Origin of the sequence: Bifidobacterium choloepi (genome assembly GCF_010667615.1) — a bacterium.
Taxonomy (GTDB): Bacteria; Actinomycetota; Actinomycetes; order Actinomycetales; family Bifidobacteriaceae; genus Bifidobacterium; species Bifidobacterium choloepi.
In genome coordinates this window covers 835,373-859,638 of record NZ_VYSG01000001.1, presented here as the reverse complement: position 1 = coordinate 859,638, position 24,266 = coordinate 835,373, and the positions used below count along the sequence as shown (strand labels likewise).

The 24,266-nt window shown below is 66.1% G+C and carries 19 protein-coding genes; 16 read left to right on the top strand and 3 right to left on the bottom strand.

From position 1 onward, the window contains the following. The first annotated feature begins 169 nt into the window (after positions 1-169). From F6S87_RS03555 to F6S87_RS03545, 3 genes are all read left to right on the top strand, one after another. Positions 170-1,033, top strand: coding sequence for an aldo/keto reductase (locus tag F6S87_RS03555; protein ID WP_163227242.1), 864 nt, complete (start codon positions 170-172; stop codon positions 1,031-1,033). A gap of 453 nt (positions 1,034-1,486) precedes the next feature. Next, positions 1,487-2,611, top strand: a complete 1,125-nt coding sequence (locus F6S87_RS03550; protein ID WP_331270761.1) for a polyphenol oxidase family protein — start codon at positions 1,487-1,489, stop codon at positions 2,609-2,611. Positions 2,612-2,630: 19 nt separating this feature from the next. Continuing rightward, the gene (locus F6S87_RS03545; RefSeq protein WP_163227240.1) at positions 2,631-3,479 is read left to right on the top strand and encodes an IspD/TarI family cytidylyltransferase; all 849 of its coding nucleotides are present in this window, start codon (positions 2,631-2,633) and stop codon (positions 3,477-3,479) included. Between the two features lie 70 nt (positions 3,480-3,549). On the opposite strand, the gene F6S87_RS03540 is transcribed toward F6S87_RS03545, so the two are convergent. Continuing rightward, entirely contained in the window at positions 3,550-4,230 is a 681-nt protein-coding gene (locus F6S87_RS03540; RefSeq protein ID WP_163227239.1) for a pyroglutamyl-peptidase I, read from the bottom strand. Positions 4,231-4,531: 301 nt separating this feature from the next. On the opposite strand from F6S87_RS03540, the gene F6S87_RS03535 reads away from it, so the two are divergent. The 6 genes from F6S87_RS03535 to F6S87_RS03510 all read left to right on the top strand — a co-directional run bounded on the left by F6S87_RS03535 (position 4,532) and on the right by F6S87_RS03510 (position 12,775). After that, entirely contained in the window at positions 4,532-6,424 is a 1,893-nt protein-coding gene (locus tag F6S87_RS03535; RefSeq protein WP_163227238.1) for a DivIVA domain-containing protein, read from the top strand. 186 nt (positions 6,425-6,610) lie between these two features. Next, complete coding sequence (locus F6S87_RS03530) at positions 6,611-7,957, top strand: C1 family peptidase (protein WP_163227237.1); 1,347 nt, start codon at positions 6,611-6,613, stop codon at positions 7,955-7,957. Between the two features lie 169 nt (positions 7,958-8,126). Further along, positions 8,127-9,254 (top strand): 3-deoxy-7-phosphoheptulonate synthase, encoded by a 1,128-nt coding sequence (locus F6S87_RS03525; protein WP_163227236.1) that lies wholly within the window; start codon positions 8,127-8,129, stop codon positions 9,252-9,254. Positions 9,255-9,477: 223 nt separating this feature from the next. Then, positions 9,478-10,710 (top strand): 3-deoxy-7-phosphoheptulonate synthase, encoded by a 1,233-nt coding sequence (locus F6S87_RS03520; RefSeq protein WP_163227235.1) that lies wholly within the window; start codon positions 9,478-9,480, stop codon positions 10,708-10,710. 135 nt (positions 10,711-10,845) lie between these two features. Then, positions 10,846-11,544: a 5'-methylthioadenosine/S-adenosylhomocysteine nucleosidase gene (gene mtnN, locus F6S87_RS03515; protein ID WP_163227234.1), complete on the top strand. Its 699-nt coding sequence runs from the start codon at positions 10,846-10,848 to the stop codon at positions 11,542-11,544. Between the two features lie 7 nt (positions 11,545-11,551). Next, positions 11,552-12,775: a sensor histidine kinase gene (locus F6S87_RS03510; RefSeq protein ID WP_163227233.1), complete on the top strand. Its 1,224-nt coding sequence runs from the start codon at positions 11,552-11,554 to the stop codon at positions 12,773-12,775. A gap of 23 nt (positions 12,776-12,798) precedes the next feature. Here F6S87_RS03510 and F6S87_RS03505 read toward each other — a convergent pair whose 3' ends face one another. Beyond that, positions 12,799-13,530 carry a response regulator transcription factor gene (locus F6S87_RS03505; RefSeq protein ID WP_163227232.1) on the bottom strand — a complete coding sequence of 244 codons (732 nt, stop codon included), beginning with the start codon at positions 13,528-13,530 and terminating at the stop codon, positions 12,799-12,801. 308 nt (positions 13,531-13,838) lie between these two features. Between F6S87_RS03505 and pstS the strand changes: the two genes are divergently transcribed. The 5 genes from pstS to F6S87_RS03480 all read left to right on the top strand — a co-directional run bounded on the left by pstS (position 13,839) and on the right by F6S87_RS03480 (position 19,994). Further along, the gene (gene pstS / locus F6S87_RS03500; protein WP_163227231.1) at positions 13,839-14,948 is read left to right on the top strand and encodes a phosphate ABC transporter substrate-binding protein PstS; all 1,110 of its coding nucleotides are present in this window, start codon (positions 13,839-13,841) and stop codon (positions 14,946-14,948) included. A gap of 172 nt (positions 14,949-15,120) precedes the next feature. Further along, a complete protein-coding gene (gene pstC / locus F6S87_RS03495) occupies positions 15,121-16,056 on the top strand; it encodes a phosphate ABC transporter permease subunit PstC (protein ID WP_163227568.1) in 936 nt (311 codons plus the stop codon). Positions 16,057-16,096: 40 nt separating this feature from the next. Then, positions 16,097-17,113 (top strand): phosphate ABC transporter permease PstA, encoded by a 1,017-nt coding sequence (gene pstA / locus F6S87_RS03490; RefSeq protein ID WP_163227230.1) that lies wholly within the window; start codon positions 16,097-16,099, stop codon positions 17,111-17,113. Positions 17,114-17,305: 192 nt separating this feature from the next. Next, the gene (gene pstB, locus F6S87_RS03485) at positions 17,306-18,085 is read left to right on the top strand and encodes a phosphate ABC transporter ATP-binding protein PstB (RefSeq protein WP_163227229.1); all 780 of its coding nucleotides are present in this window, start codon (positions 17,306-17,308) and stop codon (positions 18,083-18,085) included. 520 nt (positions 18,086-18,605) lie between these two features. Continuing rightward, positions 18,606-19,994, top strand: coding sequence for an NCS2 family permease (locus tag F6S87_RS03480; protein WP_163227228.1), 1,389 nt, complete (start codon positions 18,606-18,608; stop codon positions 19,992-19,994). A 491-nt stretch (positions 19,995-20,485) separates the two neighbouring features. Here F6S87_RS03480 and F6S87_RS03475 read toward each other — a convergent pair whose 3' ends face one another. After that, positions 20,486-21,589, bottom strand: coding sequence for a hypothetical protein (locus tag F6S87_RS03475; RefSeq protein WP_163227227.1), 1,104 nt, complete (start codon positions 21,587-21,589; stop codon positions 20,486-20,488). 752 nt (positions 21,590-22,341) lie between these two features. On the opposite strand from F6S87_RS03475, the gene F6S87_RS03470 reads away from it, so the two are divergent. Both F6S87_RS03470 and rplJ read left to right on the top strand, forming a co-directional pair. Then, positions 22,342-23,301, top strand: a complete 960-nt coding sequence (locus tag F6S87_RS03470) for a metal ABC transporter solute-binding protein, Zn/Mn family (protein WP_163227226.1) — start codon at positions 22,342-22,344, stop codon at positions 23,299-23,301. A 367-nt stretch (positions 23,302-23,668) separates the two neighbouring features. Next, positions 23,669-24,190, top strand: a complete 522-nt coding sequence (rplJ, locus tag F6S87_RS03465; protein WP_163227225.1) for a 50S ribosomal protein L10 — start codon at positions 23,669-23,671, stop codon at positions 24,188-24,190. The last annotated feature ends 76 nt before the right edge of the window (positions 24,191-24,266 follow it).

The window sequence follows — 24,266 nt, the reverse complement described above, 5'->3', positions numbered from 1 at the left end:
CGCCCTCTCGCGTCCTCCCCCCGCACACCTCTCCCCTCCCCCCCCCCCCCCCCGGCGGGGGGCCCCCCCCCCCCCCCCGCGCCCCCCCCCCCGCCCCCCCCCCCCCGCCCCCCCCCACACCGGGAAGACTAGGATGGGAAGCATCGTACACAATGCAAGGAGAACGCACATGGTACTGCACAGGACGATGGGTCCCTATGACACGACGGCAATCGGGCTGGGGGAGATGCCGCTGACGATCGAGAACAACCTCGGCCACGCGAAGGGCATCGAGACGATTCACGCGGCGCTGGACGCCGGCTGCCGGCAGATCGACACGGCGTGGGCCTACTACTGCAGCGGCGGCGAGGAGCAGACCGGCGAGAAGCTCGTGCGCGAGGCGCTCGCCAGCTGGAAGGGCCCGAAGGACGAGGTGCTCGTCGCGACGAAGGTTGGCCACTTCCGCAACTTCACCGACGGCAAGCCGACGTGGGACGTCGACGGCAGCCCCGAGAACCTGATCAAGCGCGCCAAGCAGAGCGCCTACGAGCTCGGTGTCGACGCGATCGACCTGCTCTACTTCCACCGTCCCGACCCGAAGATCCCGTACGGCGACTCGATCGAGGCCCTGAAGCAGCTCGTCGACGAGGGCGTCGCGAAGGAAGCCGGCGTCTCGAACGCGTCGGTCGAGCAGATCGACATCGCCCGCGAAATCCTCGGCGACTCGCTGATCGCCGTGCAGAACCAGTATTCGCCGATCTACCGCGAGACGCAGGACACGCTCGACCACTGCGCGCTCGTCGGCCTGAGCTTCGTGTGCTGGAGCCCGCTGGGCGGTTTCAGGAAGCCGAAGGACGAATCGAAGTTCGACCCGTTCCGCGAGGTCGCGGCGGCCCATGGCGTCAGCTACCAGCAGGTCGTGCTCGCCTGGGAGCTCGCCAAGGGCGACCACGTCTTCGTCATCCCGGGCGCCCACCGTCCGGAAACGATCCTCGACTCCCTGAAGGCCGGCGACCTCGAGCTCACGCCGGAGGAGCTCGCCAAGCTCGGCTGACCTGATCCCGGCCCCCGCTTGCGGGGGTCATTTTTTACTCGCTGGGCGCTTTGGCGGATGAATCGTGGCCGGTCACGGTAGGCTGGCAGTATGACTGAACACAACAGCGACGGCGGCGACGCCGACGACATCGAGGCGTTCGAGGCGCAGGAAGCAATCGAGGAAGCCGAGCAGATCGTCGACCGCGAAGCCGCGAAGGACAACAAGGAAGAGGCCGAGGAAGCCGCCGAACTGAGCCGCGCGCTCGGCGAGGCCATCAACGAGGCCATCGCGAAGGCGAAGGAAAGCCACGCCGCCGGCAAGGGGAAGGAAGCCGGCGACGATTCGCGCGATTCGTCCGCGGCCCCGGACGCGTCGTCGGACACGACGACGCTGCCCGACGGCACGAGCATCCAGATCACGTCGGTGTCCGACGCCGCGGCCGCGAAGAACGCCGACGGCACCGAGACCGGCATCATCGACGACACCAAGATCGCGCCGGTCGACGAGCACGGCAACCCGATCCCGGTGACGATCCCGATCGCGCTCGCGCCGGGCATCTCCGTCGTCTACACCACCCGTCTCGGCGGCGTCTCGACCGGCGACTACGGCAACTTCAATCTCGGTGGCAAGGGCGGCGACGATCCGGACGCCATCCGCCGCAACCGCGAGGCGCTCGCCAACGAGATCGGCGCGAAACTGTCGCTGATCTGCCAGGTGCATTCCGGCGAGGCCGTCGACGTCGACGACGTGTTCACCGAGAACAGGGCGTTCGGCTTCGACGCCTCCGGCACCGTCGCCCGTCCCGACCGGCCGGTCGTGCCGCCGCTGCCGGAAGTCCCGACCGTCTCGACGCCGGTCGGCGAGCTGCCGGCCGACGAGGTCACTCCGGGCGACAACCCCGGCATTCCGGTCGACGACGGCACCGTCTCGACGACCGTCGACGACGTCGAGGACGTGGCCGGCGACGACGTCCAGATCATCGAGGGCGACGCGCAGGTCACCACGCGATCCGGCATCGCGCTCGGCATGTTCGCCGCCGACTGCCTGCCCGTGCTGCTCGCCGACCCGGAGGCCGGCGTCATCGGCGCCGCGCATTGCGGCCGCCTCGGCCTGCAGAAGGGCGTCATCCGCGCCGCCGTCGCGATGATGATCGAGAAGGGCGCCAGGCCGGAGCGCATCGTCGCGACGCTCGGCCCCGCGATCTGCGGCGACTGCTACGAAGTCGGCCAGGACATCGCCGACGCGTTCGACCAGCAGTTCGACGGCACCTACACGCTGACGCGCTTCGGCGGCGCCGGCATCGACATCAACCGCGCCGCGATCGAGGAACTCGCCGCCGCCGGCATCACGGCCGACCGGATCGTCAGCTCGCAGCCGCGCGTGCTCGCCGCCACGCAGTACCTCGCACAGGATCCGGAGCTGCAGCAGCTGTGCAAGGACGACAACGAGGGCGACCCGGCACTCGACGAGCGCCTCGCCAACATCCGCCACAGCATGTGCACGCTCGAGAATCCGCTGTGGTTCTCGCACCGCCGCGCCCAGCTCGCCCACAAGGCCCACGAAGGCCGCATGCTCGCGCTCATCGTCAAGCAGTAAGAAGGAGACCAAGAGACTCATGACTACGCAACAGCAGGTGCCGGTCATCGCCGTCGTGCTGGCGGCCGGCAGCGGCCTGAGGTTCGACCCCGACCATCCCAAGCAACTCGTGCGGCTCGACGACCTGCCGATCGTCGGCTGGAGCATCAAGGCGTTCGAGGACAACCCGCACGTCACCGACATCGTCGTCGTCGTCAACACGACGGTCCGCCAGGAAATCGAGGAGCTGATCGACGATCGCGGCTTCGACAAGGTCAAGCTCGTCGTCGAGGGCGGCGCCGAGCGCACCGACAGCACCGAGGCGGCGCTGTCGGCGCTCGCCGACGCCGGCGTGCCGGCCGACGCGAAGATCCTCATCCACGATTCGGTCCGTCCGTTCGTCACCCAGCAGATGATCGACGGCTGCATAGGCACGCTCGACGAATTCACGGCGGCGACCGTCGCCTGCGAATCGACCGACACGATCCTGATGTCCGAGGACCTCGGCGACCGCCGCGTCGTGCGCGAGGTACCGGACCGCAGCCACTGCTTCCGCGTGCAGACGCCGCAGGCGTTCCGCTTCGCGACAATCCGCAAGGCCTACGATCTCGCCGCGAACGACGACCTGTTCCGGCCCACGGACGATTCGCGCGTCGTCGTCGAATACCTGCCCGACCAGCCGGTCGCCATCGTCGCCGGCTCGCCGACGAACATGAAGGTCACGACGAAGGACGACTTGCCGTTCGCCCGCCTGACCGCCGCCAACATCAAGGCCCGTCGGGAAGCCACCGCGGCCGCGGCCGCCGGCCAGCTCGACGACGACGCCGCCAAGGCCGCCGCCCGCGAGAAGGTCCGCGCCCTCTTCGGCCACGCCTTCGGCGCGAAGTAACCGCGGAAATCTGTCCGCAAGACAAGAAAAACCCGGGCTTTCAGGCCCGGGTTTCTGCGTCATGCCGAGATCACGGCAGCAGCGACGGCGACTTCACGGCGCCGAGGAAGTAGCGGGCCGACTGGCGGACGACGTCGCGGGCGGCCGTGACCTGCTGGTCGAGCGGCAGGCCGTGCTGCGGGTGCGGCTGCTCGTTGACAAGCGGCAGGTTGACGAAGCCGGCGAGCGCCTTGTCCTGCCGGCTTGCCCAGTTCTCGAGGTGATAGAACAGCGCGTTGCACACGTACGTGCCGGCGTCCGAACTCAGCGTCGCCGGAATGTTGTCGCGCGCGAACGCCTGCAGGATCGCGCGCAGCGGCAGGCCGGTCCAGTAGGCGGCCGGCCCGGACTCGTCGATCGGGCCGCGCTCGGGAATGACGTTGTCGGCGTCGGGCTTCTCGGCGTCCTTGAGGTTCTCGGCGCACCGCTCGAGCAGGATGCCGCGCGCCGCCCGCTTGAGGCCGGTCGCGATGACGATGTCGGGATGCTCGCGCTCGAGGACTGCCTCGAGCTGCGGCCACGCGCTGCCGAAGCTGACCGGCAGGATGACCGACCGGATCGTCACGTCGACATCGTGCAGCGGATCGTCGTAGTCGTCGGGATTGCCGGCGACGCCCTGCGCCGCGAGCGTCCGCGGCACGATCAGCGACGGATTGACTTCCACGCCGTCGTACGGGTCGAACCCGGACATGACCACCGTCAGCTTCGTCATCGTCGCTCCTTTGTCGGAAGAATCGTTCGATATTGATCGATTCTTCCATCGTAGCCGCGTGCCGAACCTGTTCGCCGGCAGAGTCCGGCCGATTGTCCGGCAACTGCCGGCCCACTCTGTCGACGAAACAACCCTCGACAACCCGCGTGACGACGGTATTGTGGTGTCAAGGACTCGCAGGTCCCGCCGACGGACGGCCGCCAACACTCGGGCGGTGTCCAGCGTTCTGGCAGTTGGTGGCAATATAGTGCTCAGCAGTTGCGACAGGTTGGCGCAGACGTGTAACGAAAGGATTGTGACGATGGTGGATCGTTTTCCGGTGGTGTTGAGGGGATATGACAAGGACAGGGTCGACGAGGCGCTGACGGCGGCGCAGTCGACGATCGACCGCCTGCGCGAGCAGGTCAAGCAGTCGGACGACACGATTCTCCAGCTCCAGGCGCAGGTCCAGGAGGAGAAGAACAGCAAGGCGAACCAGGGCAACACGTTCGCGTCGCTCGGCGCCAACGCCCAGCAGATGCTGGCGTCGGCCGAGCAGACGAGCACCGAGCTGCTCGAGCGCGCGAAGAAGGACGCCTCCAGCACGCGCAAGGAAGCCGCGTCGCAGGCCCAGACGCTGATCAACAACGCCAAGCTGGACGCGCAGCACCTCGTCGGCGACGCCACGCAGAAGGCCGAGACGCTCGTCTCGAACGCGCAGGCCGAGGCCGACACGATCGTCAAGGGCGCCGAGGAAGACGCCTCCCAGCTGCGCAACCAGACGGCGAAGATGGTCGCCGAACAGCGCCAGTCGCTCGATCTCGAGCTGACGAACACCCGCGAGGAGCACGACAAGCGCCTCGCCTCCGAACGCAGCCAGCAGGAACGCGAGCTCGCCGAACAGCAGGCCGAGGCCGCCGCGACGATCGCCGAGCAGCGCAAGAGCGCCAACGAGGAAATGGCGCGCCTCAAGTCCGAGACGAACGACCAGATCGAGGCGGCGCTCGCCGACGCGAACAAGAAGCTCGCCGACGTGCGCGAACAGGTCTCGAAGATGATGACGGAGGCGCAGCGCAAGGCCGGCGAGATCACCGACGCCGCGAAGGCGCACGCCCAGGAGATCACCGACAACGCCGAGGTCGACCGCACGCGCACGATGAGCCAGGTCAAGGCCGAGGTCGAGCAGATCCGCACCGACATCGCCGCCCAGCAGGACGAGGCCACGCAGAAGGTCTCCGAGCTGCTCGCCAGCCTCGAGGAGAGCCGCAAGGCCGCCAAGGAGGAGTCCGACCAGCTGCTCGCCGACGCCAAGCGCGTGCGCGAGGACGCCGACGAATATTCGGCGACGAAGCGTTCGGACGCCGACGCGCAGGCCGCCGACATCCTCAACCGCGCCGAGGAGGAAGCCTCGCAGCAGATCGACGAGCGTCGCAAGGCCGCGCAGGCCGAGCTGTCGAGCCTGCAGACGCGCATCTCGGACCTGCAGGCCCGCGAGGCGTCGATCACGCAGCGCGTCTCCGAGCTGCGCACGATGTTCTCGAGCGCGTTCGCCGGCTTCGGCTTCGGCATCGACGACAACAACGCGGGCGCCGCGTCCGGCGCCGCCGTCCCGACGATGCCGCCGGCCCCGTCGGTGTCGTCGAGCTCGAACCCGCTCGACTCGCTGCCGGTCGTCAACGCGGTCGCCGCCCCGGAACCCGACGAGACCGACGTCGAGGACGACGACGCCGACATGCCGATGTCGTTCCAGCCGTCGTCGGTCGCCGCGCAGCGCGACGTGCTGATCGAGGAAGGCTCGGCCGCCGGCGTCGAGACGGCTTCGTACGAGGCCTCGGAAGGCGAGTCGGCCACCGAGCTCGGCGAGGACAACTCGGGCGCCGTCGTTGAGGACACGTTCGCGGCCGAGGCGTCGGACGATTCGTCCGACTCGTCCGCGTCCGGCGATGCCGACGAACCCGACTTCGACGGCGACGAGCACCTGCAGTACGCCAGGACCGAGGCGATCGACCTGTCCGCGATGGGCGACGGCTACACGGCCGAGTCCGTCACCGAGACCGCGTCCGGCTCCGCCGATGCCGGCGACGCCGCCAACGAGGATTCGTCCGACGACACCGGCGACGTCGACGTCGTCGAGGCCTCCGAAACCGTCGAAACCGTCGAGACCGACGACTCCGGCGACGACAGCGAAACCACCGTCATGCGTCCGATCGAGTAGGTCTCGCCCGAGACAAGGCACGAGGAAAGGGCTCCCTGCGGGGAGCCCTTTCCTGTCGGATGGCACGAACCCGGGCCTGTAGCCCGGGTTCGTGCCATCGGGAGCGGAAAGGAGAGGTAGCGCCGCGGTATTACACTGGCGGATGAATCGTTTTACTTACCAATTCTTCACATGAAAGGCGAGGGGATGACGGAACTCAAGCCGCTGGACGCGGCAAAGCTCGACGAACTGACGGCCGATTTCGATGGCAACGTGGCGAACACGATGGCGATGAACGCCGTCACTGTCGCCGGCATCAACAAGGTCGCCCGCAACTACGACCGCGCGCGGCTGCTGCAGCGCCGCTTCTCGACGACCGTCGACAACGGCGAGGTGACCCACCAGGACCACTCCGGCCGCTGCTGGCTGTTCAGCTCGCTCAACGTCGCGCGATTCGTCGCGAAGAAGAACATGAACTTGAAGGAGTTCGAGTTCTCGCAGAACTACGCGATGTACTACGACAAGCTCGAGCGCGTCAACTATTTCCTGCAGGACATGGCGGCGCTCGTGCGCGCCGGCGAGCCGGTCGACGGCCGCCTGTTCCAGCACATGCTCGCCGACGTCATGGGCGACGGCGGCCAGTGGACGATGGCGCTCAACGTCTACAAGAAGTACGGCGCCGTGCCGAAGGACCTGTACCCGGAGACCGAGTCGAGCAAGAACACCGGCGAGATGAACACGCAGCTGCGCCACATGCTGCACACCGCCGTCGCGCACATGGAAGCCGCCGCCACGGACGACGCCGCGATCGACGACATCATCGCGAAGGCGACGGCCGCCGGCCACCGCATCCTGACGATCCACCTCGGCGAGCCGCCGAAGTCGTTCGACTGGGAGTGGACCGACAAGGACGGCGAGTTCCACCGCGACGGCGAGATCACGCCGGTCGAGTTCTGGAAGAAGTACGTCGGCTCCGCCGATCTCGAAAGCTACGTCTGCCTCGTCGACGACCCGCGCGCCGAGCACGCCAAGGGCCGGAAGATCGGCATCGAGCACCTCGGCAACGTCGTCGGCGGCGACGCGACCGAATACCTCAACGTGCCGGTGCAGTTCATGAAGGACTGCGTGCGCACGATTCTCACCGAACAGGGCATCCCGGTCTGGTTCGGCGCCGACTGCCACCCGATGATGGACCGCGAGCTCGGCGAATGGGCGACCGACCTGTTCGAGTACGGCAAGGTCTACGGCTACGACTTCGACATGGACAAGGAACAGCGCGTGCGCTACGGCGACTCGGCGATGAACCACGCGATGGCGTTCGTCGGCGTCGACGTCGCCGACGACGGCACGACGACCCGCCGCTGGCGCGTCGAGAATTCGTGGGGCTCGAAGATCGCCGACCACGGCTACTTCACGATGGGCGACGACTGGTTCAGCGAATACGTCTACGAAGTCGCCGTCCCGAAGGCGCTGCTGCCGGACGAGTACCTCAAGGCGCTTGACGAGCCGGCCACGATGCTCCCCGCCTGGGACCCGATGGGCGCCCTCGCCTGAGTCCGTACAGCCGATGCCCAGTGGAGGGCCCCGCCCTCCACTGGGCATCATGCGTTCGGCTGCGCCGCGGGAATGGGACGCCGCCGGCTTATTGGTCGGGAACTCGCCTATAGTATGAACGACCTATAGTATGAGAGGTCCGTCAACAATCGACTGGTGAGGTGAGACAATGAGCGCTCTTCGTGGGCCGGACAGTTCGCAGGATTCCCGTTTGCTGGATTCGCGCGCCGTCTTTCCGGAGACGGTCGACGTCAACATCCGCCAGCTGGACCCGATCCCGGCGCCCCGCTATTTCCTCAGGGAACTGCCGCTGACGGACGAATCGTGCGACCTCGTCATGACGAGCCGGCAGGAGATTCGCGACATCCTGCACGGTCGCGACGATCGGCTGCTCGCCATCGTCGGCCCCTGCAGCATTCACGATCCGCGCGCCGCGCACGAGTACGCGGAGAAACTCGCCGCGCTCGCCGGCGAGCTGCGCGACGACCTGCTGGTCGTCATGCGCGTCTATTTCGAGAAGCCCAGGACGACGATCGGCTGGAAGGGCCTGATCAACGACCCCGACCTCGACGGTCGCTTCGACATCCGCAAGGGCATGTGGCTCGCGCGCAAGGTGCTCACCGACGTGCTGGCGCTCGGACTGCCGACGGCGACCGAATGGCTCGACCCGATCACGCCGCAGTACCTGTGCGACCTCGTGAGCTGGGGCGCGATCGGCGCCCGCAACACCGAAAGCCAGGTGCACCGCGAGCTCGCCAGCGGCATGTCGATGCCGATCGGCTTCAAGAACGCCACCGACGGCTCCGTCAAGCCGGCCGCCGACTCCTGCTACGCCGCCGCGTTCGAGCACCATTTCCTGTCGATCAACCTCGACGGCCACGTCATCTCCGCCGAGACGAAGGGCAATCCCGACTGCCACCTCGTGCTGCGCGGATCGGCGACCGGACCGAACTACGACGCCGCATCCGTCACGGCGGCGCTCGCCGAACTCAGGGCGTCCAAGGCCGGCGGCGCAAACAACATCGGCCTGGTCATCGACGCCGCCCACGGCAACTGCGGCAAGGACGAGGTCGTCGAGGCGTCCGTCGTCGAGGACATCGCCGCGAGGATTGCCGCGGGGGAGCGGGGCATCCTCGGCATCATGATGGAAAGCTTCCTCAAGGGCGGCCACCAGAAGCCCGCCCCGCTCGACCAGCTCGTCTACGGCCAGTCCGTCACCGACGCCTGCGTGCCGTGGGACCGCACCGAGGAAGTCCTGCGCGACCTCGCCGCCGCCGTCCGCACGCGCCGCGGCTGAATCCGGGGACTCCCACCGGCTCGGCTTCGCCTCGCCGACTCCCTCTTCAGAGGGAGTCGCTGAGCGGCGTAGCCGCGAAGCGGTGGGAGTCGGCGAGGCGAAGCCGAGCCGCCCGGACCACGCCGTACCCGGTGAGCATTCCGTCTGGGTACCGGCACGGCTGCGGTAGAATCGTCACCACTATTCATACTTTTTCTCGACGGAAGCGGAAACGGAGCGGACGATGGACGGCAAGTCATTCGGCGACGACCTTGGACGGCTGATCGACGGCGGGCGGCCGAACACCTATTCGGAGGAGTCGCTGCGGGACATCCACCGGCAGATCGCCGGCGGCGAGAACCCGCTCGAGAAGCCGGAAACGCTGCGGTGGGAGGACCAGGTCGGCATCAGCAGGATCGTCAACCGCCGCGTCCTCGAGCTCGACCCGCTGCCGACGCCGGCCGCCGTGCTCGCCGAGCTGCCGCTGTCGCCGGCGGCACAGGACATCGTCGCCTACTCGCGCGACGAAGTCCGCGCCTGCCTCTACGAACAGGACGACCGGCTGCTCGTCATCGTCGGGCCATGCTCCGTGCACGATCCGCGCGCCGCGCTCGACTACGCGCGCCGGCTCGCAGCCCTCCGCGACGAACTCGAGGGCGAACTGCTCATCGTCATGCGCGTCTACTTCGAGAAGCCGAGGACGACGGTCGGCTGGAAGGGCCTGATCAACGATCCCGACATCGACGGCTCCCACAACATGCAGAAGGGACTGCTGCTGGCCCGCAAGACGCTGCTCGGCGTGCTCGACGCCGGCGTGGCCGCCGCCACCGAGTTCCTCGAGCCGACGAGCCCGCAGTACATTGCCGACGCGATCAGCTGGGGCGCGATCGGCGCCCGCAACACCGAAAGCCAGGTGCACCGGCAGCTGGCGAGCGGCCTGTCGATGCCGATCGGCTTCAAGAACGCGACCGACGGCTCCGTCAAGGCCGCTGTCAACGGCTGCTTCGCGAGCGCGCAACAGCACACGTTCTTCGGCATCGATCACATGGGCCGCGCCTGCGCCGTCGAGACGCTCGGCAACCCCGACTGCCACGTCGTGCTGCGCGGCTCGATCCACGGCCCGAACTACGACCGCCAGTCCGTCGAGGACGCGATGGCGATGATCCGCGACGAAATGCCGGCCGACACGGCCGCCGCCCACGGCCTCGTCGTCGACTGCTCGCACGGCAACTCCGGCAAGGACGAGCGGCAGCAGGCACGCGTCGTCGAGAACATCGCCGCCCGCATCGCCGCCGGCGAACGCGGCATCTCCGGCATCATGATGGAAAGCTTCCTCGAGGGCGGCAACCAGCCCGCCGCCCCGCTGCCGCAGCTCGTCTACGGCAAGTCGATCACCGACAAGTGCATCAGCTGGCCCGAAACCGCCCGCCTGCTGCGCCTTCTCGCCGACAGCGTGAAGGCCCGCCGCTGGGCGTAGTTTCCCCGTCCCTGCCGTCACGGCCGTCACGAACCCGGGCCCGAAGCGCGGGGTTGCGACGGCAGGAGAAACCGGTTGCCTGCGGAGTAGGATTGGGCGGAAGAATCGTCCAGGAATTCGGCAGAAGGAGCCAGCATGACGTTCAAGACCGTGGCCATCATTTCCGCACTCGACGAGGAGGCGGCGCACATCGCCGACTCGCTCGACGACGTGACCGCTGTCGACGGCGCGAGCCTCAACGTGCTCAGGGGCACCGTCAAGGCCCACTCCGGCCGCACCGTCGACGTCGCCGTGACGGTCGGCGGCATGGGTCTCGTCAACGCCGCCGCGACGACGCAGTACCTGATCGACCTCGTCCACCCCGACGCCGTCATCTTCAGCGGCATCGCCGGCAGCCTCAACCCCGAGCTGCACATCAACGACATCGTCCTCGGCGGCACGCTGCGCTACCTCGACACCGACATGCGGCTCGTCGGCCAGTGGAAGCCCGGCACCGAGGAATTCCACTCCGACCCGGCGCTGATCGAGATGGCCGAGGACGCGATGGACGAGATGGGCATCAAGCACATCGTCGGCACGATCGCGTCCGGCAACTACTTCGTCGACGGCGAGGAGAAGGTCGCCGAGGTCATCAACACCACGCACGCCGACGCCGTCGAGATGGAGGGCGCCGCCGTCGTCCACGTCGCCGCCCGCAACGACGTGCCGGCCCTCGTCATCCGCGCGATGAGCGACAACGCCGACACCGACTACGAGGAATTCAAGGACTTCGACGTCTCCGAATACGCCGACACCGCCGCCAGGCTCGCCGTCAACATTCTCGAGCGGATGTGACGGTCCGTTGTTCTTCTCCCGCTCCCGCCGCCGTCAGCCGACCGCCGACCGCGGCGCCGTCGCCTCCGTCTTCGGCGACGTGTCGCCGCGCCGGCAGGGCGCGCTGACGGACAGCCTCGTCTCGATGCTGCCGGTCGCGCTCGTCGTCGTCGGCGCCGACGGCACCGTCGTCTCGGCGGACCGCCGCGCCGTCGGGTTCGGCGTCGCCGAGCCGGCCGGCGACCCGTCGCTGCCGCGGCCGCGCCTGCTCGACGCCGAATTGCGCGACCTGCTCGCGCTCGTGCGCGCCGACGGCCAGCGCCGCGAGCGCGACGTCGAGCTGCCGGACGGCCGCCTGCTGCACGCGACGGTCGGCCAGCTCGAACCGGGGGAGGGCTCCGGATCGTCGCCGCTGTTCGCCATCCTGCTCGACGACGTCACCGGACGGCGGCTTGCCGACCGTCGCCAGCGCGAATTCGTCACGAACGTCAGTCACGAACTCAAGACGCCGACCGGCGCGATCTCGCTGCTCGCCGAGACGATCGTCGACGCGACCGGCGGCTCCGGCGCTCCGGACATGACGGACGGCACCGAAACCGCCGACGGAAACATCGACATCGGCGCCGTCAGGTATTTCGCCGGCAGGATCCTCGCCGAGTCGCGCCGGCTCGCCGACATCGTCGGCAGCCTGATCGAGCTCGGCCACGCGAACGCCGCCGCCAACGGCACGGTGGCCGGCCGGGCGCCCGAGCCGGTCGACGTCGTCGCCGCCGCCGACGAGGCGATCGGCGCGACGGCCGCCGCCGCGCAGGCGAAGGACATCGCCGTCACGCTGTTCGCCGACGGCCATCCGACGGCGCTCGCCGATCCGGCCGCCGTCGCGGTCGTCCTGAAAAACCTCGTCGAGAACGCCATCCGCTACTCGCCGCCCGGCTCCCCGGTCCGCGTCGCGCTCTCGACGGAAAGCGACGGCGGGAACGATTCGCGCGGCCGCGTCGTCATCCGCGTCATCGACGAGGGCATCGGCATCTCGCCGGCCGACCGGCAGCACATCTTCGAACGATTCTTCCGCGCCGACCGCTCCCGCGCCCGCGACGGCGCGGATGCCGCAGGCAGCGCCGGCATGACCGGCGGCTCCGGCCTCGGCCTCGCGATCGTCAAGCGCTACGTCGAGCACAACCACGGCACGATCAAGGTCTGGAGCCGCGAACATCACGGCAGCACCTTCACCGTCACCTTCCCGGCCGCATAGGTTTTCCGGATGTTACAAAAGAGTCACCCGAGCTTGTAGCCGAGCCCGCGCACCGTCGTCAGGAGCTTCGGGTTCTTCGGATCGTCCTCGATCTTCGCGCGGATGCGCTTGACGTGGACGTCGAGCGTCTTCGTGTCGCCGACGTAGTCGGCGCCCCAGACGTGGTCGATGAGCTGCTGGCGGGTCATCACGCGGCCCCTGTTGCGCAGCAGGTATTCGAGCACCTCGAATTCCTTGAGCGGGAAGAAGACCTCCTCGCCGCCGACCCGCACCTGGTGCGCGTCGACATCCATCTCGACCGGTCCGCAGGCCAGCGGCAGGTTGCCGTTCGCCGCCGATCGCCCGGTTGCGCCGGCCTCCATGCCGCCTGCCGTCCTGGCATCCTCGATCTCGTTGACCCGCCGGCGCAGCACGGCGCGGATCCTCGCGTTGAGCTCGTGGAACGAGTACGGCTTGGCGACGTAGTCGTCAGCGCCGGTCTCGAGACCGACGACGGTGTCGATCTCGGCCGACTTCGCCGTCACCATGATGATCGGCACGCGGCTCTGCTCGCGGATGCGCCGCGTCAGCTCGATCCCGTCGATGCCCGGCATCATCCGGTCGAGCAGCACGAGGTCCACACCGCCGGCCAGGAACTTCTCCCAGCCCTCCTCGCCGCTCGCCGCCGAGCTGACGTCGTACCCCTCGCGCGCCAGCTGGTACGCCAGCGGCACCCGGTACGACTCCTCGTCCTCGACAATCAGGATTCTCGTCATCAGCTGCCTTCCGTCGTCGGTTCCGTCGCCAATATTGTACGGTTCTTCCGATCGTGGCTGTTCGCGACGATGTCACGACCCGGGCTTGCGGCTCCGGCTTGCGATACAGGGGGAAAGAAGAGGGGCCGGAGCAATCGGCGGACCGGAGAACCACGGGCGAATCGTTCACCATTCTTCCCCAGCTCGGGAACTGTTCACCGACAGTTCACTTTAACCCTCCATGAAACGGGAAGAAATCCTCTAGGCTGGAAGTTGTCAAGGGACAGGGAACCCCAAGGTTCCCCGAAGAACAGAGGTTCGAATACACCATGAACAAGCATGTCATCGTCCGGACGGCCGCCGCGGCCAGCGCCATCGCGCTGCTGACTTCCCTCGCCGCCTGCGGCGACAACATTCCGGCCGGCACCGCCGCCACGGCCAACGCCGACGGCCTGTCCGGCAACTTCGCCGGCGCCGGCGCCTCGAGCCAGCAGAGCGCCACCGAAGCGTGGATCGCCGGCTTCACCGCCTCGAACACGAAGGCCAAGATCTCCTACAATCCGTCCGGCTCCGGCGCCGGCGTCACGACGTTCCTGACCGGCGCGACCGCCTGGGCCGCCTCCGACAAGGCCCTGAGCGACAGCGAAGTGGAGCAGTCGAAGGACGTGTGCGCCTCCGGCACCGCGTTCGACGTGCCGGTCTACATCGCGCCGATCGCCGTCGTCTTCAACCTGAACGGCGTGTCCGACGCCGGCAAGCATGTCAACATGGACGCCGCGACGATCGCGAAGATCTTCGACGGCAAGATCACCAAGTGGAACGATCCTTCCATCCAGGAGCAGAACCCCGACATCACGCTGCCGGACACGGCGATCACCGTCGTCCACCGCTCCGACAAGTCCGGCACCACGCAGAACTTCGTCGAATATCTCAAGGCCGCCGCCCCCGACGACTGGACCTACGACCTGTCCGAGAACTGGCCGAACGAAGTCGGCCAGGGCGCCAAGGGCACGTCCGGCGTCATCTCGACGATCTCGCAGGCCGACGGCACGATCGGCTACGCCGACTTCTCGCAGGTCGGCGAGCTCGGCACCGTCAGCGTCAAGGTCGGCGACGAGTACGTCGACATCTCCACGCAGGCCGCCTCGAACGCCATCGCCGACTCGACGATCGACGAGAACGTCACCGGCGACAACCGCGTCGTCGTCGACGTCAACCACACGACGACGGCCGACAACGCCTACCCGATCGTCATGGTCTCCTACGACATCGTCTGCCCGGTCTACCAGGACAGCGCCACCACCGAGTTCGCCAGGGACTGGCTCACCTACGTCGTCTCGACGGCCGGCCAGTCGGTCGCGTCCTCCGCCACCGGCTCCGCGCCGCTGCCGAACAACATCGTCGACAGGATCAACGAGTCGATCGCCGCGATGGGCTGACGGCACGGCGGCCGGGCGCCCGCTGGGGCGGGCGACCGGCCGCCGCGGACCGTCCCCGGTACACCCAAGCTTCACCATCCGCCGGCCGCCAACGGCAGCCGGCCTCCACACACGCAAAGGAGAGTCTGTGAGTACGACATCCACGGGTCCGTCCACGGGTCCGACATCGACGCTGACGAAACCGGTGAGCGGCAAGCAGGTCGACAAGGTCTTCCGCGCGATCGCCTACGCCTGCGGCATCCTCATCCTCGTCGTCCTCGGCGCCGTCGCGCTGTTCCTGCTGTTCAGGGCATGGCCGCTGATCGGCGGCGACCAGTCGGCCGTCAGCGAGACGATCTCGAGCTTCACCGGCGGCAAGGCGACGAACTTCTGGGCCTACGTCGGCCCGCTGCTGTTCGGCACCGTCCTCGTCGCGGCGCTCGCGCTCGCGATCGCGTTCTTCGTCGCGATCGGCATCGCGCTGTTCATTTCGCACTACGCGCCGAAGAAGCTCGCCGCCGCGCTGAGCTACGTCGTCGACCTGCTCGCCGCCATCCCGTCGGTCATCTACGGCCTGTGGGGCGGCCTCGTGCTCGTGCCGGCGATCTACCCGTTCTGGAACTGGGTGGCGACGTACCTCGGCTGGATCCCGATCTTCGCCGGCCCGGCCGCCAACCCGTCGCGCACCGTCGCGACCGTCGCCGTTGTCCTGGCGATCATGATCCTGCCGATCATCACGTCGATCACCCGCGACATCTTCCTCCAGACGCCGCGCCTGCAGGAAGAGGCCGCGCTCGCGCTCGGCGCGACGAAGTGGGAGATGGTCAAGCTCGCCGTGCTCCCGTTCGGCAAGTCGGGCGTCATCTCCGCCTCGATGCTCGGCCTTGGCCGCGCGCTCGGCGAGACGATGGCCGTCCTGATGATCCTGTCGCCGGGCCTCAAGTACTCGTTCCGCCTGCTGCAGGCCTCGCAGGACCAGACGATCGCGGCGAACATCGCCGCGCAGTATCCGGAAGCGAACGAACTCGGCGTCTCGGTGCTCATCGGCACCGGCCTGGTGCTGTTCGTCATCACGTTCCTCGTGAACTTCCTCGCCAGGAAGATCACCGAGAAGAAGGCGGTGAAGTGACATGGCAGGACATGGCACGATTCCCGCGAAGGAAGGCAGCATGACTCATCCGACCAGCCACGATTCGTCCGGTTCGGCCCCCGCCTCGCTGATGGCCGACGCGCCGGTCATCGACTTCGACAAGTTCAAGCCGACCCGCTCGCATCTCGCGGCCCGCCAGCGCAAGGACACATTCATGCGCTGGCTGATCCTGCTGGCGTTCGTCGTCGCCTGCATCCCGCTGATCTCGCTGCTGTGGACGACGATCGTCAACGGCGTCAGGCGCCTGAACTGGGACTTCCTGAGCCACAACATGACGTACGTCGTCGGCGGCGAAGCCACCGGCACCGGCGGCTACGGCGGCATCCTGCACGCGATCATCGGCACGCTCGAGATCACGCTCGGCTCGATGGTCATCTCGATCCCGGTCGGCATCATGTGCTCGGTCTACCTGGTCGAATACGCGAACCGCTCGCGGCTGTCGCGCACGGTGCGCCTGCTCGTCGACGTCATGAGCGGCATCCCGTCGATCGTCGCCGGCCTCTTCGCGTTCTCGATGTTCTCGATCCTCGTCGGCCCCGGCACGATCAACGGCTTCGAGGGCTCGGTCGCGTTGTCGCTGCTGATGATCCCGACCGTCGTCAAGACGACCGAGGAAATGCTCAAGATCGTCCCGAACGACCTGCGCGAGGCCTCGTATGCACTGGGCGTCACGAAGCAGCGCACGATCTCGAAGATCGTGCTGCGCACGGCACTGCCGGGCATCGTCTCCGGCGCCATCCTCGCCATCGCGCGAGTCATCGGCGAGACCGCGCCGCTGCTGATGACGGCCGGCTACATCGTCTCGACGAACATGAACCTGTTCTCCGGCGAGATGACGACGCTGCCGGTCTACGTCTACCAGGAGTACTCGAAGCTGCGCGCCAACTGCCCGGCCGACGCCTCCGCCTCCTGCGTGACGACGATCCCGATGGAACGCGCCTGGGCCGCCGCCCTCGTCCTGATCCTGATCGTCCTGATCCTCAACCTGATCGGCCGCATCGTCGCCCGCATCTTCGCCGTGAAGACGGAGCGGTGACTCCCTCTCAAGAGGGAATGAAAGCGGAGCACATCTCCAGACCCCCTCTTCAGAGGGGGTCGCCGAGAGCGAAGCTCGAGGCGGGGGGAGTCCTGCGGCGAAGCCGCCGGCACCAGCCCAAACCCGGGTCCGGAATAACGCGGACAGAATCGTTCTTAACAAAGCAAACAAGACAGACCAAAAGGAACCACAATGGGACAGCGGATTGATGTCAACAATCTGAACATTTACTACGGCTCGTTCCTCGCCGTCGAGGATGTCAACATCAACATCGACGCGAACAAGGTGACGGCGTTCATCGGACCGTCCGGCTGCGGCAAGTCGACGGTGCTGCGCACGCTCGACCGCATGCACGAGATCGTGCCCGGCGCCCACTGCACCGGCGAGGTCCTGCTCGAGGGCGTCAACCTCTACGCGCCGGACGTCGACCCGGTCGCCGTGCGCCGCGATGTCGGCATGGTCTTCCAGCGCCCGAACCCGTTCCCGACGATGTCGATCCGCGAGAACGTCCTCGCCGGCGTGCGCCTGAACAACAAGAAGATCTCGAAGTCCGACGCCGACGACCTCGTCGAATGGGCGCTGCGCGGCGCGAACCTCTGGAACGAGGTCAAGGACCGCCTCGACAACCCCGGCGTCGGCCTGTCCGGCGGCCAGCAGCAGCGCCTGTGCATCGCGCGCGCCGTCGCCGTGCATCCGTCGGTGCTGCTGATGGACGAGCCGTGCTCCGCCCTCGACCCGATCTCCACGCTGGCCGTCGAGGACCTCATCAACGAGCTCAAGAAGGACTACACGATCGTCATCGTGACGCACAACATGCAGCAGGCCGCCCGCATCGCCGACTACACGGCCTTCTTCAACCTCAAGGCCGTCGGCCAGCCCGGTCACCTCGAGTACTTCGCCGACACGACGACGATGTTCAACAACCCGCAGAACGAGGAAGCCGAACGCTACGTCTCCGGCCGCTTCGGCTGATCGGCACCCCGCACGGCGTCCCCGCTGCTTGCGGGGACCGTGATCACATCCCCGCACGGCGGCCCCGCTTCACGCGGCGCCGCCGTGCGCTGTTTTACGATCTCGTTTTCCCCATACCCCCTACCGCTCTCGGACATGTCCAGTCGGACGAGACCATTTCGTGATATTTCGGAAAAATTCGCACATGGTTCCGGCGTATTCGCTAAACCGTTTTCGCATCAGCAGCCCCAATGGTCGGGGAGAGGCAGTGTCGGAAGAATCGTTCAAAAATCAACGTTTTGCAGACTGGCCGATGTTTTTGTTCGTAACAAAAACTCTGCTATATTCGGGAACCTCGCCGCCCGCCGAACCGTCTTCCATTTCGATCCATTGCGAACACGGTCGGTCAGACGACCTTCCGTCCCGGGAACACGATGCCGGCAGATTCGCTCCGCCCCCGTTCCTTCCCGACGCTCCGGAACCGGCAACGCGGCTGGCGAGGGCAACCCAAGAGATCGAGAAATAGGAAAACGAGTTTCCAATGGAGAAATTTTTCCATCTGAAAGAAAACGGGACGACTGTTTCCACCGAAGTCATGGCCGGCCTGACCACGTTCTTCGCGATGTCCTACATCATCATCATCAACCCGCAGATCCTCACGCAGACCGGCATGCCGTGGGGCGGCGTGTTCCTGGCGACGATCATCGCGTCGATCATCGGCACGCTGGTCATGGGCCTGTTCGCGAACGTGCCGTACGCGCTCGCGCCGGGCATGGGCCTCAACGCGTTCTTCACCTACACCGTCTGCTTCGGCCTCGGCTTCAGCTGGCAGGAAGCGCTCGCGATGGTGTTCCTGTGCGGCCTGATCAACATCCTGATCACCGTCACCAAGGTCCGCAAGATGATCATCAAGGCCATCCCGGAGCCGCTGCAGCACGCGATCGGCGGCGGCATCGGCCTGTTCGTCGCCTATGTCGGCTTCCTCAACGTCGACTTCATCAAGTTCACGACGAGTTCGGACGCGGCGAACGGCGACACCGTCGGCGCCACGCCGGGCCTGGCCACGCTGAACTCGCCGACGCTGTGGCTGTTCCTGATCTGCCTGCTGCTCACGATCATCTTCACCGTCTGCAAGGTCAAGGGCGGCATGCTGCTCGCCATCGTCATCTCCGCCGTCATCGGCATCCCGATGGGCCTGACGAACATGGGCGACTCGGTCTCGTTCGGCGAGATGTTCTCGCAGCTGCCGACGACGTTCGGCGCGCTGTTCTCCGGCGAGGGCTTCGCCTCGCTGTTCTCCGACCCCGGCCGCATTCCGCTCGTCCTCGTCACGATCTTCGCGTTCTCGATGTCGGACACCTTCGACACGCTGGGCACGTTCATCGGTACCGGCCGCCGCACCGGCATCTTCTCGAAGCAGGACGAGGAGTCGATGGAGAACGGTTCCGGCTTCTCCTCCAAGATGGACAAGGCGCTGTTCGCCGACTCGATCGCCACGTCGATCGGTTCGATCTTCGGCACCTCGAACACGACCACGTACGTCGAGTCCTCCGCCGGCATTGGCGCGGGCGGCCGCACCGGCCTGACCTCCGTCGTCGTCGCCGTCTGCTTCGCGATCTCGGCGTTCTTCGCCCCGGTCATCTCCGCCATCCCGTCGGCCGCGACCGCCGGCGTCCTCGTCGTCGTCGGCTGCATGATGGCCGGCTCGCTCAAGGACGTGCGCTGGGACGACATTTCCGAGGCGATCCCGGCGTTCTTCGCCGCCGTCTTCATGGCGTTCGCCTACTCGATCTCGTACGGCATCGCCGGCGGCTTCATCACCTACTGCATCGTCATGACCTGCAAGAAGAAGGCCAAGGAGGTCCACCCGATCATCTGGATCGTCGCCGCCCTCTTCGTCCTCGACTTCATCTGCATGGCCATCCTGTAGTTTTCCGCAGCCGGCCTCCGGCCAGCTGGACCTCCGTTCACGGTGGGCCTCTTCCCTCGGGAGAGGCCCACCGTGCGTGCGTGGGTCCTGCTGTTCCTCCTGTTTTGTTTATTACGATTCATCCGTCGTGTATTTTGGAAGGCCCCATTGGGCACCTTCCGTATCCCCCCGGCCGCAGCGACAGGAGAGGCATGGCGCCTTCCGTAATGCGCGGATCGACTCCTGTTTGCGTGTATTTCGGAAGGACTGAGTTGGGTCCCTTCCGTTTTGTGCGGGAGTGCCTCTGCTTGCGCATATTTTGGAAGGACTGGGCTGGGTCCCTTCCGTTTTGTGCGGGAGTGCCTCTGCTTGCGCATATTTTGGAAGGACTTGACTGGATTCCTTCGGAAATACGCGGGATAGGCCTTGTTTGCGCGTATTTCGGAAGGACTGGGCTGCATTCCTTTCAAAACGCACGCGCTTTCTGCTGGCCATACTGTGAGCCTAGGCGGTTACGCATTATCTGCATGGAGCTCGAACGTGTTGTCGAGAAAGCCTCCGTAGGGCTGCGTGTTGCGGGGCACGCCAAGCCGCTGCAGCTTGTTGACCAGCCGTATCGGCTGTACAAGATCGGCATAGAACACACGCGCCACGTCCCGCACGCCCCATTCCCGTAATTTGATCTCGCGGTCGGCCTGCCTGTGACCGATTGTCCGCGCATTCTGTCCGTTCGTCATGGAGGGGTCGGAGTATTTTGCCGAGCCGTCATACTCGGCGACGAGAATAACGCCGCCAGGCAGGTGCCATGAGAAATCGGTATAGTATTGCGGACGATCCGCAGACGGGAACGGTTCCTGCAACCACGGTACCGGAAACCCCTCGCCCAGCAAGATGCCGCGCATCAGTGATTCTCCCCCGTTGGCCGCCGCGGCGTTTGCATAGGTCAGTAGCCGTTCCACGCGGACTGTGGCGCCCCGGACGTGCCTGGCGTATTCGTGGATAGCGCCGGGGTCGATCATGCCCCGTCTGGCTGCGCTGTCGAAAGCCGCGAGTGCGCGCGGGAAGTCAAGTAGCATGGCAATGTCGGTCAGCGTTCGTGCCGGCGATGTCACCGGTATGCCGCTGTTGCGCAGGCGGACCACGTCGGGCAGCTGGCCGGCGCCGTCGGGAAATGAACGACGCGGCAGCCGGTTGATCTGCATGTCGACGATGCCGTTCCATCGTTCGAGCGGTCCCGGCCTCATCTTGTCCAATGCCTCGCGTTGATGGACGGGATGGTTGGAGTCGGCATGGCCGCATATCACGTAGATGCCGTGTTCGTGAGCGGAATAGTTCAGCTCGAGTCCCATCAGGACAGCGGCTGTTGGGCCTGCGAAGATATACTGGCCTCCGGAACGAGCGTGGAGTGCCCTCGCCGCATGAAGAACCTGATCGTGGGCGGACATTGCTTCCCATTCCGTTCGTATCATGAACAGGCCCGGCAGTGGACGGCCGAGTTCGCCGCTTTTGATTCGACGGTATGCCGCCGCCTGCGTCTTGCGGTCAGTGGCGAAGGCGCATCGCTGCTCGGCGCGCGCGATCGCGAGGGCCATGTCGACATTGGAGTTGTTTCGCATGCCGACCACGCTATGGGGCCCTCGCTTGTCTGGCAAAGATATGCGGCTGCTGTGCACGAATCGGCATGTTTCCACATTCGTTGAGGGCTGTTCACGATTCGTCCTCCGGCGTCAGGCGCGTCTTCCGCAAGCCCCGTCCGGATTCCGTGTGGGCTAGGGGAGCAGGCCCGCGTCGTTCTCGGCATTCACAAGGGCCCAAAGGCCCATCCGGATTTTGTCCGGATTTTGTGTGGAGCGGGGTCCTGCTTGCGCATGTTTTGGAAGGTCTGGAATGGAGGGCTTCCGAATTATGCGCAACTGCCTTTGTTTATGTGCATTTTGGAAGGTTTGGGGCTGAGGCCTTCCGAAATACGCGAGGTCGGCATTGTTTGCGTATGTTTTGGAAGGTCTGTAGCGGGAACCTTCCAAATTAGACAGAACGACACTTATTAACGTGTGTTTTGGAAGGTCTTGACTGGAATCCTTCCGAAATGCGTGCTGACAGTAGTGGGCGATGTGCGTAATGATCCGCGGCCTGCACGCCGACGGAGGAATCGTTACCGTTTCTGCGCACGGAGATGGAAAAACATGCTTATAATGAGAATCGTTCTCAATAAGGAACGTGAACCCGCGCCCCGAACCTGGACGGCAGTGGACGCCGCGACTCGGCGGAACCCGCCGTGACAGTAGGCAGGCAGCCGGCAGGCAGAAGCCAGGCCGCGGGCAAGCAGCAGACAAGCAGGCAAGTAGAAAAGAAGAGAAGAGACACGCCCATGAAGAACCTGTTCCGCACGCTGGCCGCCGGAGTGGCGGCCGTGGCGCTCGCCGTCGGCGCGGCGGCCTGCTCGGGATCGAGCAGCTCCTCCGGCAGCGACAATTCGACCGACAGCAGCTCCGTCATCGCCGTCGTCGCCTCCACCAACGTCTGGGGAAGCCTGGCCGAGGAGCTCGGCGGCAAGTACGTCGACGTCTCGACGATCCTGAACAACACGGGCGTCGACGCCCACGAGTACGAACCGACAACGAACGACATCGCGAAGATCGAGCATGCGCAGGTCGTCATCGTCAACGGCGCCGGCTACGACGACTGGGCCGTCAAGGCCGCCGAGTCGGGCAGCGCGACCGTCATCAACGCCGCCGACGAGGGTGGCAAGTCGACCGGCGACAATCCGCACGTCTGGTTCTCGTCGGCCGTGCGCAACGCGACGGCGAAGGCGATCACCGCCGCGTACGAAAAGCTGCTGCCGGCGGACAAGGATTACTTCGAGAAGCTGTACACCGAGTGGACCGCCAAGGAAGAGGACCTCGAGAACGAGATCGCCGAGGTCAGGAAGGACGATCCGAACCTCTCCTACGCCGCCATCGAGTCGGTCGGTGGCTATCTCGCCGAGGAGCTCGGCCTGAGCGACGTCACGCCGTCGGGCTACAAGCAGGCCGCCGCCAACGAGAGCGAGCCGAGCGCCAGCGACCTCGACAGCTTCGAGAAGCTGCTCAAGGCCGGCGACACGAACATGCTCATCATGAACTCGCAGGAGCCGTCGACGACGTCGGACACGCTCGTCGCGGCCGCCGACTCCGGCAACATTCCGGTCGTCGACCTCACCGAGAACATGCCGAGCGACTACAAGTCGCTGACCGACTGGATTTCCGCGATCGTCAAGGAAGTCAAGCAGGCGCTCGAGCAGGGCACGTCGGCCACCGCTTCCTCCTCGGCTTCCAGCAGCTCGAAATAATATATAGGGAACGATTCGCGCGGCCGTGCGCCGGCCGTCCGGTGTATCCGGCACGATTCCCGCGTGCGGGCCACGCCCCCGCGACACGCCGCCAAACCGGCCAATCCGCCGGCCTGGCGGCGTGTTGTCCGCGCGGACCGCTAGATTGAACATTCGTAAACCACAGACCGTTGGTTGGGGCCGCAAGGCTCCCGAAGCTTGGTTCGCCAGGCCAGCGCAGGTTGAGAAGACAAGACTTTCGTCCGGATTCGTCCGGGTCAATCGAAAGCAGTGTGTGCTCTGCCTGCGGCAGGGCTTTTTTGTTGCCGCGAGAGCGGCGCATGGCGCGCGGAACTTCAAGTCAACGGCCGACTTAGGAAGGAACGCCATGAAGAGGCCCGAAAAGGAAGCGGTGGTCGCCGAGCTTACGGAAGATTTCCGTAACGCCGACGCGATTTACCTGACCGAGTACCGCGGGCTTACCGTTCCGCAGATCTCCGATCTGCGCGAAAAGCTAGGCCGCGATACTTCCTACACTGTGGCGAAGAACACGCTCTTCCGCATTGCGGCGAAGGAAGCGGGCATCGAGGGTCTCGACGAGGCTCTCAAGGGTCCGTCCGCCGTCGTCTTCGTGCACGGCGACTACATCGAAGCCGCCAAGGTCCTGCGTGATTTTGCCAAGACGAACAAGGCTCTCATCGTCAAGGGTGCGTTTGCGGACGGCACCGTGTACGACGAAGAGGGCGCCAAGCAGCTGGCGGAACTCAAGTCCCGTCCGGAACTGCTTGCCGAGATGGCCGGTGCGCTCAAGGGCACCATGTCCAAGGCCGCTCGCCTGTTCAACGCCCTGCCGACCAAGTTTGTTCGCACGGTCGACGCCCTTCGCGAGAAGCAGGAAAAGGCTGCCTGAGTGCTCAATGGTGGCCTGAACTGGTCGCCTGAAGCATTCAATTCGAACAACCCAAGTTAGATTTTGGTAGAGTCGC